The organism is Clostridium sp. CF012 (assembly GCF_018861755.1).
Classification (GTDB): domain Bacteria; phylum Bacillota; class Clostridia; order Clostridiales; family Clostridiaceae; genus Clostridium_AD.
Genome location: NZ_JAHLEF010000019.1, coordinates 1 through 19,858, shown reverse-complemented (window position 1 = coordinate 19,858; position 19,858 = coordinate 1). Strand labels below are relative to the sequence as shown.

Below are 19,858 nucleotides of genomic sequence, written 5' to 3'. Positions count from 1 at the left end.
TAATTCAAAACAAATCCCTCTATAGGCTAGCTATAGAGGGAGAATACCCTGTTTATTAGTTATAAACATTTTTACTAAAATATCTATCTCCCCGATCAGGTAGTATTACGACAATGTTTCCGCTTTCAATGGTTTCCGAAAGCTTTATAGCTCCTACTATTGCAGCTCCTGAAGAACTACCTACAATCAATCCCTCTTTTAATGCAATTAGCTTTACCATGTTCACAGCTTCAGAATCAGAAATCTTAATAACACTCTCGACTAAATCCATATCCATGGTGCTTGGCACAAAATTATTCCCTATTCCTTCGATATCATAACAATGCTCTTCACCACCACCAATGGTTGAACCGTAAGGATCCACTAAAACACCTTTTATATTCTCATTCATTTCCTTTAAATATTTCATAACCCCACTAAAAGTACCACCACTTCCTGCCCCTGCCACAAAATAATCAATTTCGCCTTCTAATGCCTCATATATTTCTGGTCCTGTAGTCTCATAATGAGCCCTTGGGTTAGCTTCATTTTCAAACTGCTTTAGTGAAATAGAATTAGGAATTTCATTCAATAGCTCTTTTGCTTTATTAATGGCACCGAGCATTCCCTCTGCCCTAGGTGTACTAATAATAGTTGCACCTAATGCTCTCATCAAGGTTTGCTTTTCTACAGAGAACTTTTCTGGAACCACAAATATTACATTGTATCCTTTATTTATGGCTGCAAGGGCCACTCCTATGCCAGTATTTCCTGCGGTAGCTTCAACGATGGTATATCCTACCTTAAGAATCCCCCTGTCCTCTGCATCTTTTATCATATAAATCCCAACTCTATCTTTTACACTACCCCCAGGGTTCTCCCCCTCTAGTTTTGCGAAAATATTTACACCATCTTTGACGCCTAAATTATTTAGTTTAATAATTGGTGTATTTCCTATAATATCTAATATACTATTTATATATTTCACTGCTTATATAACCTCCTCTAAAATTTTTTAACTGAAAAGTTCTGGTTCATATGGATACTTACCATATTTTATTGCTGCTCCGCGAAGTGCATGTATATTTTCAGGAGGAGTATCAATTGGAAATCCACATCCTAAAGCAAGTACATAACCTTTAGGATTATCATATGCTTTTTTAAGACATTCTTTCGCATCTCTTTCCACGTCAATTGGTTTACCTAAATACATAGTTGCTGTAGGTTTTACATTGCCAATTAGAATTACCCTGTCACCTACAGTTTTTTTTGCATCTTCCAAATCTATTGCATCATCAAGACTTAATGCTCCTGCACCCGTATCAGCCATTAATGTCCAAATTTTTTTCGTATTTCCACAAATGTGAAGGTATGGCGAACCCTTGCCTAAAGCTTTAATAGTATCAACTATTTCTATTAAATATGGGAGCGCAAACGTTTCAAACATACTATGGCTTATTAAGGTACCAGAAGCAGATGGTTCTGCTATACCTATACTTACATCAAGTTTTGCAGCTTCTTTTATAAATGCAATTGTAGTATCAGTTACAAGGCGAAGAATTCTATGAACAAATTCCGGATTTTTTCTTGTATCACGTAGAATTTTCCCTATATTCATAAGGTTCCCAGCAGATGTGAATGGTCCAGGCACTTCTACTGAAACTGGTATTTCACGTCCAAATTCATCTACAAGTTTTTCTGCAGTCTCTAGTACAAAGGCGAACCTACCTGCTTTTACAGGGCCCGGTACACTTAATCTTTCTAAATCTAAAATATCCTTTATTCCATACTCTCTAACATAAGGAGCACCATGATCTGGAAAAACAAGTTTACTGCCTAATGCTTCAGCAATACCCGCAAGTCCTGGGGAAACTCCTGTTGATTCTATACCATATTTTTTATTTGCTGCTACTTGTCCGTAAAGAAACTTTTCTGAAGAAAAGTTTAAATCAGATACTTTTGCACCTATTATCGTTGCAGCATGATCACCTATAAATATATTACATGGCACTCTGTCAAAAGGTCTACCATGAGTCATAGCTTCAATTCTCTCTTTAGGAGTCATATCATCCTTTAACAAAAAATCACTCATCTTTTCATCCCTCCTCCATTTTTAAAAAGATAAACATTTTACAAAAATTTTATCAAAATTCTCACCATTTGATAATTCGACAACTTCAATTTCCTTAACAAGGTTCTCCATTTCTGATCTATATTTTTTATTTAATAATAGTGCATGACCTCCAGATTTGGATGTATTGCCAACAAAATCTATCTTGCCTTCAAACTCTTTTGGTAATAAGCCTATATTTATAAGGCTTTTTGCCCTTAGGTGATAACCAAATGATCCCGCTATTTGTATTTTATCTACTTCATCTGCCTCTACCTTTTTACTATTCATAAGGAATTCGATGCCTGCTCTTACTGCACCTTTTGCCAGTTGGACTTGTCTTATATCCTTTTGAGTGAGAAAGATACCTTCTGCTATTTCAAAGGCATTTCTTCCATCTAATTTTACTAGTCTTTTCCTAAGCACTTCTGGTAGATCAGAATTTTCTATGGATGCAAATCTACCACTTTTACCAATGACTTTATTTGCAATAAGCTCTCCGACAATATCCAAAAGACCACTACCGCAAATTCCGATAGCAACTCCATTCTCAATGGTCTTAATTTCTATAGATCCATCTTCTTCTATATTAAAATATTCTATAGCACCTTTTTCAGCTCTCATACCATACGTAATATTCATGCCTTCAAAAGCAGGCCCTGCTGCAGTTGATGTTGATGATAATTTACCATCTCTTGCTATTACCATCTCCCCATTTGTTCCTATATCAACAAACAACGTAGTGCCTTTTCTATCTTGAAGCCTTGTGGCTAATATACCAGAAGTTATATCTGGACCTACATATGATGAAATAATAGGCGGTAAATATATTAACCCACTACTGGCGATATTTAATTTATGCTCTTTTGCACTTAAATTAGTTCCTCCCCTTAACAATGGTGTATATGGGTATTTCCCTAAAGAATATGGATTTACATTAGCTGCAAGATGAATCATACATGTATTACCACTAAAAATCACTTCATAAATATTTTTTTTATCTATTCCTGTTGCTTCTATATTTTTTTGGATCATACTATTTAATTCCTTGGTGATTTCAGAATACATTGTGTTAAGTCCACTTTCATCAGATGCAAATTTTATTCTGGATAAAACATCTTGAGCATATATACTTTGTGGATTCAATGCGGAAATAGAATTAAGCTCCTGGCCTGTATTAATGTTAACTAAGGTTGCTACTAAGGTTGTAGTTCCAATATCCACAACTATGCCATAATTTAACTCTGTAGTATCGCCTACTTCTTCTCCTATTATTTTTTCTCCAGCATATACATAAGTCTTTCCATCATCTTTATATTTTTTATTAATATAACTATCTAATTCTATATCAAAGCTTTCACCATGATTTAATATTTGTAGAGTCTCATTCAAATGCTTTGATGCTACTTCTATATTTACATCTGCCATTACCTTTGCCCCGCATGCTAGTACAAAACCTTGGGCCCTCTCCCTCTCTGACAAATGATGTTTTCCATTTTGAATTACATCTTCCAAGTTGCCGCTTGTAACTTTTACCTTACACTTACCACATACACCTACTGCATTACAAGGAGATTCTATTATAATTCCTAGCAGCCTTGCAGCCTCTAAAATTGTAGTTCCTTCTTCCACAGTAACTGACTTATCAAATGTACCAAAATTTACTTTTACCATGAATTACAACTCCTTTACTATTTTTGTCATTGATTCTATATTTTTTAATGGAGTTGATGTACTTAGTCCACAAGCTGGTGAAATAATATTAATACCATCATTTACAAGCTTAGCTGTTTGGTCTGCAATTTTATCTGCAACCCCAAACTCTAAAAGGAATGTGCTAACATTTCCCATTGTAATAAGCTGAGGATACTCGGCTTTTAGCATTTTTAAGCTAATAGACGAATCTGTACTTATAGCGTCAGACTTGATTTCTGGAATATATTTTTTTACTGCACTCATTTTTCCACATATATGAACAATCACAGGTGTATTCATAGCATGTATTGCAGTAATAATTTTATTTAAATATCTAACTGCGTATTCATTAAACATCTTTGGGCCTAATATCTCTCCAGTTGCAGTAGGATCAGCAATGGAAATTACATTTGCTCCGTTTTCTATCATTAATTTTGCAAGTTCTATAATATGATTACTTACATAATCTATTACAGCATGAGCATTTCGGGGATTTTTTCTTAATTCCTTCAGAAATGAAATTGGATCTACAAGGGACGCTGCGGTACTAATAGGTCCAGTAAGGCTTCCGATTACAGGCACATCAGGATATTTTTTTGACAATGTATAGGTAGCCTCTATTATTGAATTAACCCTGTGGTTTTTCTCCATTACACCTAATTCTTTAAATATTACATCTGATGCGCAGGTGTATAACTCCTTCTGTATTTTGGGTTCGCAGGCAAGGGTTCCATAATTTATTTCACTTCCTAGCACCTCTGCTTCCACCGTCATGCAAAATGGTATACCGAAATTCTCAAAACCAGTATTTTCATGCACATCTTTTGCAAGCTCCGCCATTATTCTGCTATCATGATGACCCTGCGGAAGTATATGCCCAGTTTTATTCATAACATCTACAATAGCTGCATTCATCATTCCTCCTGGACAAATTATGGATGGCCTGTCTATTGTTTGCCTTTTGAATGTACGAAGTATACGTTCTTTTGGGGTTAAATCATTCATAAAAACATCTCTCCTTCTGTTTTATATATTAGCAATCATTTTTTAATGTATACAAAAGTCTTCTTCAATAAGAATTTCCAAGGTAAACCTATGCTTGAACTAATATTTTTGCAAGTTTTACAGCCTCTGCAGCATTTACAGAATATCCATCAGCTCCAATTTTATTTGCATAGCCTTGAGATATTGGTCCTCCACCTATCATAACTTTAAAGTCATCTCTTATATTTTCCTTAATAAGAATTTCAATAACCTCATTCATACCTTCCATGGTAGTAGTCATTAGTGTAGAAATTACTATTATCTTAGCTTTTTCCTCTTTTGCCTTTTCTACAAAAGTTGACGGAGCAACATCTCGCCCCAGATCAACAATATCAAAACCTGCAGTTTCAAGCATAATTTTTACAAGATTTTTCCCTATGTCATGAGTATCACCTTCAACTACACCAATAATTACCTTTTGTTTTATCTTATTATCTTTAGCTTTTATATGTGGCTTTAAAACATCTAAGCCTGCATACATTGCATCAGAACATAACAAAAGTTCTGGAACAAAATACTCCTCTTCATCAAAGAGTTTTCCTGCTCTATCCATACCTACAGACAACCCATTATCTATGGCCTCATATGCATCAAATTTTTCACTAACGACCTGATTACAAATATTTACCGTTTCCTCCTCATCCATATCCACTATAGTATCGGCTAATTTTTTATACAATTCCTGTTTTTTAATCGACATTTTTTTAACCTCCATTTTTTTATTTATATTTTTTCACTAAATTTTTGACGTCAAAAAAGCCCCGTCTCTTTTATAGAGACGAAGCTATTTAAACTCCGCGGTCCCACCCTAATTAGATATAGAATCCCACTTAAATCCAAGCACAAAATGCTTTATCGCTTTAACGGGCGAACCCGTAGTCCCCTACTATAATTTCGGGTCCATACTCCAAAGGGCACTTCATATATTCTTAGGTAAAAGCTTCTCAGCAGCGCTTCCTCTCTGTACCCCTTCAACATACTACTTTCCTTTTTCATTGTATATATTAGTATTCATATAGGAATGGTTTATATTTTTATTATATGCCTTATTTAATTTTTGTCAACCAAATTAAAAATATTTTTTTAACTTTATAGTAAAAAAAAACCATTGATTTTAATCAATAGCCTTTTGTGCATTCTTTTCATTTTCGCTAAGTACCTCATTCATACTTCCAGTTCTATATCCTAATAAATCAAGGGTTATATATTTAAAACCAATACTTTTTAATTCATTCCCAACCTTATCCATAATTTTGATATCAAAAAATTTATCTCTTTCTTCAGCGTTAACCTCAACCCTTGCTATATCTTCATGATGTCTTACCCTTATCTGCTTGAAGCCTAAATCCAATAAAAACTGTTCTGCTCTTTCAACCATACTTAATTTTTCCACTGTTATCTCATTACCATATGGAAATCTTGAGGATAGACATGCAAAGGCAGGCTTGTTCCAAGTTGGTACGCCCAATTTCTTTGACAATTCTCTTATATCATTTTTTGTAAACCCAGCATCTTTTAGTGGACTAATAACTTTCAATTCCTTAGCCGCCTTCATTCCCGGTCTAAAGTCAGAAATATCATCAGCATTTGAACCATCCAAAACTGCGTTAATATTATTATCATCAGCAACCTTTCTAATCTTTGAGAAAAGCTCCTTTTTACAAAAATAACACCTATTAACAGGATTTTTAGCAAATCCTTCAATCTCTAATTCTTCGGAAATTATTACTATGTGTTTTGCTCCTATGCCTTCAATATATTTAACAGCTTCTTTAAATTCCCTTTCTGGATATGTTGATGACTTTGCAGTAATAGCTATAACACTATTACCCAAAACATCAGCAGCTACCTTTAAAAGAAATGTACTATCAACACCCCCTGAATAAGCTATTGCTACACTGCCTAATTCTCGAAGACTGTCCTTTAACTTTTGAAACTTCAAATCTAATTCCATATTTTATCCTCCTAGTATCGAAGATAATGCTAACACTATCTTTGTTTTACTTTCTGTTTTATTTTATTACATTAAGCACTTATTAGCAAATTAAAAACTACAAGTATCTAGCAGATAAAATATTAACCAATAGCTTCTGAATCGTTAACTAATGTACTTCTGATATTTGAAATATTAGAAAATATTTTTAGAGCTACCTCTGGTTTATTCATAGTGTACAGGTGAATCCCATCTATTCCAAATGAGAATAAATCTATAATTTGTTCAGTTGCATAGATTATACCAGCTTCCTTCAAAGCCTCGGGATTATGTTCATATTTCCCAATGATTCTTTGAAATTTTTGTGTTAGCTTACTCCCGCACATTTGAGTGATTCGTTCAATTTGTTTTTTGTTTATCACAGGCATAATACCAGCTGAAATAGGAATCTTTATTCCTAATATATCTAATCTTTCTAAGAAATCGTACAACATCTCATTATCAAAGAAAATTTGAGTTATTAAAAAATCTAGTCCATTGTCAACTTTAGCCTTTAGATATTTCAAATCATGAATTTTACTTGAGCATTCCATATGACCTTCTGGATAACAAGCTCCAGCTATACAAAAATTATCAATGCTTTTAATGTACTTTACTAGATCACTTGCATGTTTAAATTGTGAATTACTAAAAGTATTGTCATCTGGAATGTCTCCTCTTAGGGCTAAAACATTTTCCACGTTATGTGCTTTTAATTCACCTAAAATATTTTCAATTTCAATACTTGTTGAATTATAACAAGTGAGATGAGCAAGTGTTTCAACCTTATATTTATTTTTTAGGATATTAGCTATTTCCACAGTATGAGCTCTACTACTTCCACCAGCACCATAGGTTACACTAATAAAGTCAGGTTTTAAATCTTTAAGACTCTCTATTGTATTATATATGGTGTCGATTGGAGTTGTTTGCTTTGGTGGGAATATCTCTAAAGATATAACAGGTTTTTTATTATTATACAAATCCTTAATGTGCATATTAATCTCCTTACATTTAACTTTATTAAACTATTGTTATTATTAATATATAAATAAAAAAACTACTTTCTAATAAGAAAGCAGTTTTTTTATGCAATACGCAAAAAAACTAACACTCTTATTTTTCAGAACTAAGTTCTGCAGGAATTAACACCATTACATTCGAATTGGAATGTCGGTTGTCGGGTTTCATAGGGCCAGTCCCTCCACCTCTCTAAATAAGGATTTTATTCAATTATTATTAATTTACTAAAGTTTCAAAAAAAATAAAAAACTCCTTTTCAATAAGAAAAGCAGCTACATTGCATTACAATATAATTAAATACTACCTACTTATCTTTCAGAACAATGTTCTGTTGGAATTAACACCTTTGCATTCAAATTTCAATGCCGGTTGTTGGGTTTCATAGGGCCAGTCCCTCCACCTCTCTTGATAAGGAATTATTAAGTTTTATTTGTATTTAATCTTAACTTATATATGTATAAATGTCAATATAAATATAGGTTTATTTTTTTATATAAAAATATTGACAATTACTTTTATAAGCAATATACTAGTCACTAATAACTAAATACAACTTATCCAGAGTGGCAGAGGGACTGGCCCGTTGAAGCCCGACAACCAGCATTCTTATTAGAATGCATTGGTGTCAATTCCATCAGATTATAAAATCTGAAAGATAAGGATGTTAGCAAATTTTATTATACAATTTTATTGTTTATTAAAGTTAATTATTGCTACTTTCCTTATAGGGAAGTAGTTTTTTTTTTCAAAAATCGAATTTATTTTCTTTAAAATCAAAAGGTCTTTTTTGTTATATAAATTATAAACTTTAAAAAGCAATTCATTACAAGGAGAGATTTAAATGCCAATAAAAATACCAGATAATCTTCCAGCCTTTAAAATTTTGAATGAGGAAAATATTTTTACTATTACAGAGGACCGTGCATTTCATCAGGACATTCGCCCTTTAAAAATAGTAATTTTAAACCTGATGCCCACAAAAATTGAAACTGAAACGCAAATTTTAAGACTTCTTGGGAATTCTCCATTACAAATTGACATAGTACTTCTTCACCCAGAAAGCCATGCCTGTAAAAATATATCCCAGGAACATTTAATTAAGTTTTATAATACTTTTGAAGAAATAAAAGATTGTAAATTTGATGGAATGATAATAACAGGAGCCCCAATTGAAAGTATTCCTTTTGAGGAAGTAGATTATTGGGAAGAACTCAAAAAAATCATGGAATGGAGTGTGCACAATGTATTCTCTACCTTGCATATTTGTTGGGGTGCGCAGGCAGGTCTTTATTTTCATTACGGAGTGAAAAAACATAAGCTGGATAGTAAAATGTTTGGAGTATTCAAACATGAAATAACAAAACAGAATATTAAACTTTTCAATGGATTTGATGATGAATTTTATGTTCCACATTCAAGGTATACTGAAATAAGAAAAGATGATATTGATAATATAGATGAGCTTGAAACCCTATCACAATCTGATAAATCAGGTATCTACATTGTGTCAGCAAAAAATGGACGCCAAATTTTTATAACTGGGCATTCAGAATATGACCCATTAACCTTAAAAAAAGAATATGACAGGGATATAGCAAAGGGTTTAAATATAAATGTTCCGGAAAATTATTATCCAAAAGATGATCCATTAAAATCACCCGTGGTAAGATGGAGAGGCCATTCAAATCTACTTTTTGCGAATTGGTTAAATTATTATGTTTACCAGGAAACACCTTACAATTTGGTATATTTAGAATAGCACGTGTATAAAAGCTACTGACATTAATGTCAGTAGCTTTTATACAGAAGCCTATTAATAAATTTTTTTTTAATTTCCATATTGACACTGCTAACGTTCTAGTGTACTATTAATATAGGTCACTAGTACGTTAATGTATTTTCTTAGAGGAGATGAAATAATGGATACAGCATTTAATGACAAAACACCTATATATCTGCAAATTATGGATTTTATCAAAATGGACATCGTTACAGGAAAGCTAAAATCAATGGATAAATTGCCTTCAGTACGGGAAATGGCAATCAATTTAAGGGTAAATCCAAATACCCTTCAAAGATCCTATCAAGAACTTGAAAGACTTGGAATTGTTTATACACAAAGGGGCACTGGAACATTCGTTGGGGAGGGGGAAAATATGGTGGATGATTTAAAAAAAGAAATGGCAAAGGAAGTTATAGACTCCTTTATACTTAGAATGAAAAGCTTAGGCTTTACTACTAATGAAATAATTGAATCTGTATCAAATGAAACTCTGGAGGCAAAACAAAATGAATAATATATTAAAATCGGAAAATATATGCAAGTCATATTTAAATAAAAAAGCCTTACGTGGATTAACCCTAGATATAATGCCAGGAAAAATCCTAGGACTTCTTGGTCCTAATGGTAGCGGCAAAACTACTTTTTTAAAAATAGCAGCTGGAATACTGCATGCGTCAAGTGGAGAAATTCTGATAGATGGTCAAAAACCTGGTGTTTATACAAAGTCTATTGTTTCCTATTTACCAGATAATGAATACCTTCTAAAGTGGATGAAAGTAAAAGATGCCGTGAGGTATTTCAAAGACTTTTATTCTGATTTTGATGAAAAAAAGGCAAAAGAATTGCTTTTGTTTATGAATCTTGATGAAAATATCCCTGTTAAAAACCTCTCAAAAGGAATGAAGGAAAAGTTAAAGCTTACCTTGGTACTTTCAAGAACTGCAAAGCTTTATATACTTGATGAACCACTTGGAGGAGTAGACCCTACTGCTAGAGAAAAAATACTAAATGCTATAATCAATAACTTTAGTGAAAATAGTTCCATGATAATTACTACACATCTTGTAAATGATATAGAGCGAATTTTCGATGACGTAGCATTTATATCTGATGGTGAGATCGTACTTCAAGGTAATGCAGAAGAATTAAGAATGAAAAGGAAAAAGTCAATTGATGAATTGTATAGGGAGGTATTTCAATAATGTTTAAGCTTATAAAATATGAATTAAGATCTACTGCTTTAACCATACTTGGTATTTGTATAACTGTCATAGTTGCTAATCTACTGCTAATGACAAAAAAAGGTTCCTGGGACGTTGCAGTTCCTGGATTATCTGTATGCTTAACTATTGGTGCCATAATAGTAATTTTTATATCTTCACTAAAAATTATGAGCAAATATTTACATGGAGATGAAGGCTATCTATTATTTACTCTTCCACAATCTGGTACATCAATCTTAACCTCAAGACTGATAACCGCTTTAATTCAAACAACCATTGTGGTTTTTGTATGCGTTTTGATGTTTAATTTGATTGTACCAGAAGAAATAAATTATAGTTTCTTAAAAACTCTTACGTTTAGTCAAATTTTATTTTCTATAATTGTATATATATGGAGCATTATTTCTTCCCTAACTTTTATATACTTCTGTATGGTTATTGGCAAAGTAGCCTTAAAAGGTAAAAAATTAGGCAAAATTGGTTCTTTCATAATTTTTATAATACTAACAGTTGCAATCAGCTGGCTAACATTTAAAATTGCAGCCCTATTTCCACAAACACTGAATTTGGGCGGTTCTTCAATATCTAATAATTTCAAAACATCTAATTCTAGTTTCTCTATTTCAGGTGGAGGCTTTAATATTAATATTGCTAGTACCATATTTGATATTATTACTTTTGTTGGCTTCTTCATTACCACTACTTATCTAATAGATAAAAAATTAGATCTCTCATAAGCTTTAATAATTAAAAAAATATGTTGAGTTATAGTAAACAAATGTTATATAAATAATTTAAAATTCATATCAGGAGGTTGAACATGGAAATGAAAACTATAGTACAAATCAAGAATGTTACAAAGAAAATCGGAAAAAAAGTAATAATAGACGACCTTACTTTTGATGTACGCTCAGGTGAGGTGTTTGGATTCCTTGGACCAAATGGCGCTGGTAAAACTACTACTATTAAAATGCTTTTAGGACTTATGTCTATTACTAAAGGTGAAATGTATATTGATGGATTTAATGTTGAGAAGGATTTTGAAAAAGCTATTGCTAAAGTAGGTGGAATCGTTGAAAATCCAGATTTATATAAATACCTAACCGGATATCAAAATCTTCTTCATTTTTGGAGAATGTACCCAGATGTAAAGAGGGAACGTATTGATGAGGTTATAAAAATTGTAGGTCTTGAAAAAAGAATTCATGATAAAATAAAGAAATATTCACTAGGTATGCGCCAAAGACTAGGTGTTGCACAAGCACTCCTTAATTCTCCAAAGCTATTGGTACTAGATGAACCTACTAATGGACTAGATCCTGCTGGAATTCATGAATTGCGTAATCATTTGAGGACACTTGCAAGAGAAGAAAATATTGCAATAATAGTATCAAGTCATTTGCTTTCAGAAATGGAGCTTATGTGTGATAGGGTAGGAATAATACAAAATGGAAAATTGGTTAAAATTCAGGATATGAAAGAAATGCTTGAAGATGAGGTGGATTCAGTTATTGCTCTAACCCTTACTCCAATTGAAAGTGCAAAAACATATTTAGAAAGTCTTAACAGCAAATATAAACCAAAAATAAATGATAAGGAAATTGAAATTATAGAAAATATAGAAAACATTCCTATGTTAGTTGAAAAACTTGTTAGCCAGGGAATTAAAATTTACGGCGTTCGTAAAATGCAACAAAGCTTAGAGGAAAGATTCTTAGAAATGACAGGGGGTAACGAAATTGCGTAAGATGATAAATTTAGTTCGTAATGAAAATATGAAGCTTTCTCATAGCATTAGCACTTGGATAATGATGGGAATATTAATTCTTATTATAGTAATAGCTGGACTATTGACTAGATTTACAGGTACACAGGCACCTAAGAGTGATTGGAAAGCAGATATAAGAATTGAAAATCAAGAGATTAAGAAAAATTTAGCAAGTCCAGAACTACCTCAAGGTTTAAAAGATTCATTTAAAAAGAATTTACAAACTAATGAATATCGACTTGAACATGATATACAACCTATACAAAATAGATCCTTATGGGGATTTGTAGAAGGATTGGCAGGTGTAATATCTTTAATTGCTCTTTTTGCAATTGTAATGGGTGGTAAAATAGTCGCAAATGAGTTCTCAGAAGGCACAATTAAACTATTACTAATTAGACCTTCAAAGCGATGGAAAATTTTGTTATCAAAATATATTTCTGTTATAGGATATACTGTTTTAATGCTTTTGGTCCTTCTAATAGTGTCATTCCTTCTTGGGGGAACATTGTTTAGCTTTAGAGGTGCAGGTACACCGTTCCTTACAAATTCCAGTGGAATAATTACTGAGGTTAATATGATAACACATATTTTGCAACTTTACGGACTTCAGTGTATAAACCTGATAATGATGGTTACTTTAGCCTTTATGATTTCTACTGTTTTCCGTAATAGTGCAATGGCTACAGGAATTGGAGTTTTTCTTTTAACTGTAGGGAATGTAATAACAATGCTACTTGCTAGATATAATTGGTCAAAATATATTTTATTTGCAAATACGGATTTCAATCAATATATTAGTGGGGAGCCATTTGTTAAAGGAATGACAATGAAATTTTCAATTATTGTACTAATAGTTTATTTTATAATTTTTAATGTTATTTCATATATAGGGTTTACCAAAAGAGATATAGTAGCATAAGAAATTAACTCTGTATTAATTTTACAATAGTTTAAAACTCCCGGTTATTTACCGGGAGTTTTGTATTTATAACCTAATTAATCAACTTCATTAAACAGAACTATTATTTATATGTTCTTGCTATATAGTAATAATTAGTGATAAAATCAACATGGATGAATTAATATAATTTTCAAATTATTAGCAATGAAATGGGGGCCTTTTAGAAATGAACAAATTATTTCCAAATAGAAGAAAAACTATAGGTGTTTTAATTAACTCCTTTGATGGTTTCTATCAGTCGCCTGTTTGTAGAGGAATAAGAAAAGTTGCGCAGGAAAGAAATTTTGATGTGCTTTTTTTTGCAGGTGGGGCCCTTGATTCACCTCTTAGGGATGAGGCTAAGCAGAATGTTATATACAATTTAGTTAATAAAGGTAAACTGGATGGATTAATTATATGCCCTGGATTACTGCTTAATTATATTGGTTTAAATAAGTTTATTCAATTTCTAGAACCTTATAGGAACATACCCATGGTTAGTATAGGAATAGATATTGAAGATATTCCTAGCGTAGTATTTGATAACAGGGAATGTATGCATTTAATGGTTAACCACTTAATTGAGCATCATAATTATTCTAAAATAGCCTTTATAACAGGGACTTCTTTAAATGCTGAAGCAGTTATGCGGTTTCAAGGATACAAAGATGCTTTGAAGGAACATAACATACCCTTTGATGCGGATTTAACGGTTGAAGGCGATTTTCATGAATTATCAGCAGCCAAAGCTATAAATGAGCTTATGGTTCATAGAAATAAGAAACCAGAAGTTATTGTGGCCTCTAACGATGAAATGGCAATTGAGGCATTTTATACTTTGAAGCGTATTGGAATTGAAGTAGGTAGGGATATAGCCTTAACTGGGTTTGATAATGTTGAAGCAGCAAGGTCTTTCACACCTGCTTTCACGACTATTGAGCAACCTATTTTTGAAATGGCTTCACAAGCTGCTAAATTTATAGACACAATTTTAGATGGACAATCTGTTCCACAATGTACTTATTTAAAGGGGAAATTGATAGTACGAGAGTCTTGTGGTTGTTTCGCTATTTTAAAAAATAAGGCATCCCTAACATTAAAACCGATTTCCAGAAAAGATACTGTATATTTTAAGGAATGTAAAAAACTTGAAGAGTACTTAACTGTGCAGCAAAACCCTATAGTTGACTTGGTTCTAAGGGAGCTTGGAATACCTGTGGTTGATATATTAGAATACAAGGCAATAATCATTAATTTATTAAATGCATTTATAAGAGACATAAAAGGCAAAATAATAGAGGGAGAATTTATAGCAGCCTTTAAAAAACTTTTATTTAATTCAATTTTTGTAAAAAAACTTGATTATCCTTGGAATGAAGCACTTTACGCTACTCGGAACTTTGTGCTTTCTGATATAAATAATTTCGAAGTTTTAAGGATAGCAGATGAAATATCTTATCTGGCTAGTATTTTAATAGGTAATACTATTAATAAAGGACAATCCATACAGCAGTTTACTTTTAAAAGAATGTACATAGGAACAAGGGATATAATGAGGGAATTTAATACTATACCCAACCTTCAAGAATTAACTAAGGTTATTATAACTGCAATGTCCTGGTATGAAATTAAGCAATGTTATTTATGCGTATATGACACTCCAGTAACTAGTTCCTTCCATGAAAATTTCAATTTACCTACTAAGGCAAAATTAATTTTAGGATATAATGAAGGCAAATTAGCTGATATGCAGTATTTAGATACACAAGATATATTGCCAGAGGAATTTATTTATCAAGAAAAAAGGAATGACCTCATCTTCTTTCCCCTAGTTTCAGGTGAAGATTATTTTGGATATATTGCCTTTGATATGAATGCAGTAGATGAATTTGTTTATGAAACCTTTAGAGAACAGATTAGTAATACCTTGAAAATTCAAATGTTGTTTGATGAACGCATCAAAGCAGAAGATCAGTTAAATCTAGCTGTCATTGAGCTTGAAAAACGTAATGGTGAATTAAAAAATAGTTATGTAATTGATGAATTAACAGGTATTTTCAATAGAAGAGGATTTTATATGCACGGAGGCAGCCTATACAAGGCGGCTACTATAACTGGTGGTAAGGCTATTATGTGCTTTGGAGATATGGATGGATTAAAGAAAATTAATGATACTTATGGTCACCGTGAAGGTGATGAAGCTATTTTAACTACAGCACTCTTAATTAAGGAATCCTTTGGAACTGATGATATAGTAGCTCGCATTGGTGGAGATGAATTTATCATAATTGCAGCAAATAAATCCACTAAAAATGAAATCAATACCATTATTGAAGTTATTAATTTGAATTTTGAGAAATATAATTCTATTTCTAATAAGCCATATAATTTAAGTATTAGTTTTGGATTTTCAGTTTATTCCCCAGACGTGTCGCTTACTTTTGAACAGTTAATTCAAGATGCAGACAAGGAACTTTATAAACAAAAGAAAAAAACTAAATTTTCTACATAGAGGTTAATTTTTACATTGAATAAAATAAGAATAGATAATGCTGCAAACTGGCATTATCTATTTCTTGTTTTTGAAGAACTTATTATCCTTCCATGGGAAATGATGGCACAGTTACCTTAGCTTTAAAAAGGTCTCCATCAATTTCAATACTAAGATCTCCACCTTGGAGCTCTAGTATGCTTTTTGCAATTGAAAGACCTAGTCCTGAACCTTCAGTATTTCTAGACTTGTCTCCCCTAATAAATCTTTCAAATATTTCTTCTTTGTCAAAATCCATTTCATATGAGGAGATATTTTTCATAGTTATAATTACTTTATACTCCTCCGATATTAACTCAATATATACCCTAGTTTTAGGCTGCGAGTATTTTAATATATTATTTATTAGATTTTCAAATACTCTCCAAGTTTTCTTTCCATCTAAATCAGCATAAACCTTTTGTTTAGGCACTTTCAACTTAAATATTAGCGATGAATTGTTTATCTTCTCATCAAGCTCTGCTAATGCTTGCTGCAGCAGTGCGGTTACATCTACCTTTTCCATATTAAGCTCCACCGCGCCACTGGCCATCTTAGAAGCTTCAAATAAGTCATCTATAAGTATTTTAAGTCTCTGAGATTTTCTATCTAATACTTCTATATACCCTTGTGCTTCCTCTTTAGATAACCCTTCTTTTTTTAGCAAATCCACATAATTTATAATAGAAGTCAGTGGAGTTTTTAAATCATGAGAAACATTAGTTATGAGTTCGGACTTAAGCCTTTCACTTTTTATCTCATTTTCAAGCGCTTTTTTAAACCCAGCTTTCATATTGTTTATGTTGTGGGCTAGCTTAAAAAAGTCACCTTTCCCTTTTTCTTCTATAATATAATTAAGATTTCCTGAAACTATTTCTTCTGTACCTATTAGAATACTCCCAAAAACTCTTATCCCCTTAAAGGCATATATTGATATAAATACCAGATAGCAAAGTACATATGCTATTGGGATTATTATTAGCATTGATCCAGACATTAATGCGATAAACGCTGCTAGTATTGCCACTCCTACTAACAAAGTAAGTATAATAATACCTCTTACTTTAAACTTAGTACTTTGAGTAAGGGAGCTCTCTTTCATAAAATTAGATATTTTATTGAAGAGACAATTTTTTACTTCTGCTCTAAATTTCTCTTTATCTCTTACTAAATTGTGGGCTACTATTACACTAGAAATAAAGAAGCAAATATAAAATGCTACTAGAGTAAGCGTATAAATTTGACGAAAGTTGTATGGTTTATAGAAAAATCCCACCCTATTTATGTAGCTATTTATTACGAGTGAAAATATCACAAAAATAAATATCCATAAATCTAAAGGTACATTATAGTACTTCTTGTTTGGATTTTGTATAAAATATATTTTCCCATGATTTTTCTTTAATATATATATAAGCATTATGAATCCTATAATAAATGACACAGATCCTATTATTGCCTCTTTAATAATTCTTTGTCCTACAGAATTACAATAAATATAATTGGCGTATATATAACTATTTTGATCTATGTCCTTTGGAATGATAAAATATGCTACACCGCCAGTACCTAACCACTGATTTATTGATGCCATTCCATCATTATTGTTTATTGATTGTTTTGGAAATTTGATACTGTACAAGGCATTATTTTTTACATACAACTCTATATCTGAGATATTTGCTATATTAGTATCTATAACATTATTTTTTGATCTCGATATATAGTATTTTATTGAACTCTTTTCTTTTACAGCGCTTTTAATATTCTCATAGTCTTTAGTTTTATATGTAGCTATTTCCTTTTTCAAATCCTCTAAAGTCTTTGTATTTTCCTTTTTTAATTCATCAAGCTCTTTATCTTTCGCCTCTGTTAACCTTTTTACGGCTTCCGTATTCCCTTCTTTTACTGCTACTAATAAATCATTATTATACTTGTTTTTTATTTCCTCTTCTTTATTTCTGAGATTAGAATCATACACTGTTTTAGATGATATAAGCTCTTCATTTGTAACCTTTTCATCATCTGATTTTTGTGAATAATCTTTATATATTCCATTAAGTGATTGTATATTATTAAAATAGACAACCAATTCATTTTTAAACTGAGCGCTATTAAAATAAGGCTCCGCCCCTAGATAATTTCTATTATTTATAAAGTCTCCTACTGACAAGGCTGAAAACGCAAAAGTATATACACATATAATATAAGCTATAATATAACCATATTTATTTTTCGATTTTATATCCAATACCCCACACCACCTTTAAATATTTAGGCTCCTTTGGGTTTATCTCTATCTTCTCTCTTATTCTCCTTATATGTACTGAAACAGTATTTTCTCCATTATAAAAGGTCTCTTCCCAAACCCTTTCATATATTTCTTCAATTGAAAATACCCTTCCCTTGTTTGCCATTAAGAGTTCTAATATTCCATATTCAATGGCTGTAAGGCTCAGTTCCTTTTCCTCCACTGTTACCATTTTTGTGTCTTTATTTAATATTAGTCCACGTACATTTATCTCATTATCCTTGTCTTTATAATTGCCTAGGTTTGTATACCTTCTCAGCCCAGATTTTACTCTAGCTATGAGCTCCATTGGATTAAAAGGCTTTGTAATATAATCATCCGCGCCTATATTAAGACCTAATATTTTATCCGTATCTTCTGATTTAGCTGATAGCATTATTATTGGAATGTTTTTACTTTCTCTTATTTTAAAGGTAGCTTTAATTCCATCCATCCTGGGCATCATTATATCCATTAATATAAGGTGAATTTCTTCTGTTTTCAAAATCTCTAAAGCTTCTATACCATCTACAGCTTGAATTACTCTTATTCCTTCATTTTTTAAATATATTTCAATGGCTTCCCTTATTTCATATTCATCATCTACGATTAAAACATTGTGCTTTGTCATGAAAATCACCCCTTACTTATATTATACATGCAAATTGGGAAACCTCACAATCAATTCCTTTTCATGAAGAATGCAAAAGCATCTTTATTAAAACCATTGGATTTAGTTACAACATTTATATTCCGAATATGATAGATTTTGCCTTTATAATCCTTTGCTTGATTATCACATATGTATGCATAATCGTAGTTACCTTCCTTTACCCATTTCATGAATATATATGTATGAGTTGGAAAGCCGCCATTGTCATCTGTAGTAAAACATATATCACCAGGCTTTAAATTTTCATAATCACTTCGTTTTTTAAAGCCCTTCTCCTTAAGTAGAGATATAATTTGTGATGTATTGCTTGTTTGCGCAGGCACATCAAAATTGTTCCTCCTTAGCACTTCAGATATAAAATAAACACAGGTATTTTCTGAACTACCCTGATTTAATTTTATGGCTGAATTATAGGCATCTATTCGATTTCCTTTATCCTCTAGAAAACTATATACATTTTCATTTAAGGATAGATTTTCGGCTTGTACCTTCGCCTTGATATTTTTCGAAAATATTATTGCTACACTTGTTACTACTATAACTATTACAATTAGAACCCCTTTTTTCATTTGGTATTCGCCCCCCTAAATAACTAACTATAGATAATTATACAGAGTACTTTTTACAAAATACTTATCATAATTCTTACAAATTTATTAAGAAATAAAAAACGCTACTATAAATAGTAGCAAAATAAAAAACACTAAGCAAATGCGAGGCCACTGAAAAAATGGTTGTTTTTTCAACTGGGTTCCTAATTTGAACAAAAAAAGCATGAGATATCCATATTTTTGGATATCTCATGCTTTATATTTTTATAATTAA

Annotated in this window: 17 protein-coding genes, 3 riboswitches and 1 other annotated feature; of the genes, 7 read left to right on the top strand and 10 right to left on the bottom strand. The window is 31.7% G+C overall.

Annotated features, from left to right (window positions below):
• Window positions 1-55: 55 nt before the first annotated feature.
• From KPL50_RS16075 to metF, 7 genes are all read right to left on the bottom strand, one after another.
• Window positions 56-967 (bottom strand): PLP-dependent cysteine synthase family protein, encoded by a 912-nt coding sequence (locus KPL50_RS16075; protein WP_216299559.1) that lies wholly within the window; start codon window positions 965-967, stop codon window positions 56-58.
• Between the two features lie 27 nt (window positions 968-994).
• The gene (locus KPL50_RS16070; RefSeq protein WP_216299558.1) at window positions 995-2,071 is read right to left on the bottom strand and encodes a uroporphyrinogen decarboxylase family protein; all 1,077 of its coding nucleotides are present in this window, start codon (window positions 2,069-2,071) and stop codon (window positions 995-997) included.
• 21 nt (window positions 2,072-2,092) lie between these two features.
• Window positions 2,093-3,763: an ASKHA domain-containing protein gene (locus KPL50_RS16065; protein ID WP_216299557.1), complete on the bottom strand. Its 1,671-nt coding sequence runs from the start codon at window positions 3,761-3,763 to the stop codon at window positions 2,093-2,095.
• Window positions 3,764-3,766: 3 nt separating this feature from the next.
• Window positions 3,767-4,789, bottom strand: coding sequence for an MtaA/CmuA family methyltransferase (locus KPL50_RS16060; RefSeq protein ID WP_216299556.1), 1,023 nt, complete (start codon window positions 4,787-4,789; stop codon window positions 3,767-3,769).
• A gap of 88 nt (window positions 4,790-4,877) precedes the next feature.
• Window positions 4,878-5,528 (bottom strand): corrinoid protein, encoded by a 651-nt coding sequence (locus KPL50_RS16055; RefSeq protein ID WP_216299555.1) that lies wholly within the window; start codon window positions 5,526-5,528, stop codon window positions 4,878-4,880.
• A 71-nt stretch (window positions 5,529-5,599) separates the two neighbouring features.
• Window positions 5,600-5,833, bottom strand: a binding site (T-box leader).
• Between the two features lie 109 nt (window positions 5,834-5,942).
• Window positions 5,943-6,782, bottom strand: a complete 840-nt coding sequence (gene larE, locus KPL50_RS16050) for an ATP-dependent sacrificial sulfur transferase LarE (protein WP_216299554.1) — start codon at window positions 6,780-6,782, stop codon at window positions 5,943-5,945.
• Window positions 6,783-6,904: 122 nt separating this feature from the next.
• Window positions 6,905-7,798, bottom strand: coding sequence for a methylenetetrahydrofolate reductase [NAD(P)H] (gene metF, locus KPL50_RS16045; protein ID WP_216299553.1), 894 nt, complete (start codon window positions 7,796-7,798; stop codon window positions 6,905-6,907).
• A gap of 115 nt (window positions 7,799-7,913) precedes the next feature.
• A riboswitch (SAM riboswitch) is annotated at window positions 7,914-8,023 on the bottom strand.
• A 105-nt stretch (window positions 8,024-8,128) separates the two neighbouring features.
• A riboswitch (SAM riboswitch) is annotated at window positions 8,129-8,238 on the bottom strand.
• A gap of 136 nt (window positions 8,239-8,374) precedes the next feature.
• A riboswitch (SAM riboswitch) is annotated at window positions 8,375-8,485 on the top strand.
• Window positions 8,486-8,664: 179 nt separating this feature from the next.
• On the opposite strand from metF, the gene metA reads away from it, so the two are divergent.
• From metA to KPL50_RS16010, 7 genes are all read left to right on the top strand, one after another.
• Entirely contained in the window at window positions 8,665-9,582 is a 918-nt protein-coding gene (metA, locus tag KPL50_RS16040; RefSeq protein ID WP_216299552.1) for a homoserine O-succinyltransferase, read from the top strand.
• Window positions 9,583-9,742: 160 nt separating this feature from the next.
• Window positions 9,743-10,120, top strand: coding sequence for a GntR family transcriptional regulator (locus KPL50_RS16035; RefSeq protein ID WP_216299551.1), 378 nt, complete (start codon window positions 9,743-9,745; stop codon window positions 10,118-10,120).
• Entirely contained in the window at window positions 10,113-10,808 is a 696-nt protein-coding gene (locus KPL50_RS16030; RefSeq protein ID WP_216299550.1) for an ABC transporter ATP-binding protein, read from the top strand. Before KPL50_RS16035 ends, KPL50_RS16030 begins: the two co-directional genes overlap by 8 nt.
• Window positions 10,808-11,566, top strand: coding sequence for a hypothetical protein (locus KPL50_RS16025; RefSeq protein WP_216299549.1), 759 nt, complete (start codon window positions 10,808-10,810; stop codon window positions 11,564-11,566). Before KPL50_RS16030 ends, KPL50_RS16025 begins: the two co-directional genes overlap by 1 nt.
• A gap of 83 nt (window positions 11,567-11,649) precedes the next feature.
• Window positions 11,650-12,576, top strand: a complete 927-nt coding sequence (locus tag KPL50_RS16020) for an ABC transporter ATP-binding protein (protein ID WP_253200661.1) — start codon at window positions 11,650-11,652, stop codon at window positions 12,574-12,576.
• Window position 12,577: 1 nt separating this feature from the next.
• Window positions 12,578-13,519, top strand: coding sequence for an ABC transporter permease (locus KPL50_RS16015; protein ID WP_253200664.1), 942 nt, complete (start codon window positions 12,578-12,580; stop codon window positions 13,517-13,519).
• 208 nt (window positions 13,520-13,727) lie between these two features.
• Window positions 13,728-16,052: a GGDEF domain-containing protein gene (locus KPL50_RS16010; protein ID WP_216299547.1), complete on the top strand. Its 2,325-nt coding sequence runs from the start codon at window positions 13,728-13,730 to the stop codon at window positions 16,050-16,052.
• 82 nt (window positions 16,053-16,134) lie between these two features.
• On the opposite strand, the gene KPL50_RS16005 is transcribed toward KPL50_RS16010, so the two are convergent.
• Genes KPL50_RS16005 through KPL50_RS15995 form a run of 3 tightly spaced genes read right to left on the bottom strand, consistent with a single transcriptional unit; the run spans window position 16,135 to window position 19,602 of the window.
• Complete coding sequence (locus tag KPL50_RS16005) at window positions 16,135-18,321, bottom strand: sensor histidine kinase KdpD (protein WP_216299546.1); 2,187 nt, start codon at window positions 18,319-18,321, stop codon at window positions 16,135-16,137.
• Complete coding sequence (locus tag KPL50_RS16000; RefSeq protein ID WP_216299545.1) at window positions 18,299-18,991, bottom strand: response regulator transcription factor; 693 nt, start codon at window positions 18,989-18,991, stop codon at window positions 18,299-18,301. Before KPL50_RS16000 ends, KPL50_RS16005 begins: the two co-directional genes overlap by 23 nt.
• A gap of 50 nt (window positions 18,992-19,041) precedes the next feature.
• Window positions 19,042-19,602 (bottom strand): hypothetical protein, encoded by a 561-nt coding sequence (locus tag KPL50_RS15995; RefSeq protein WP_216299544.1) that lies wholly within the window; start codon window positions 19,600-19,602, stop codon window positions 19,042-19,044.
• Window positions 19,603-19,858 lie beyond the last annotated feature (256 nt).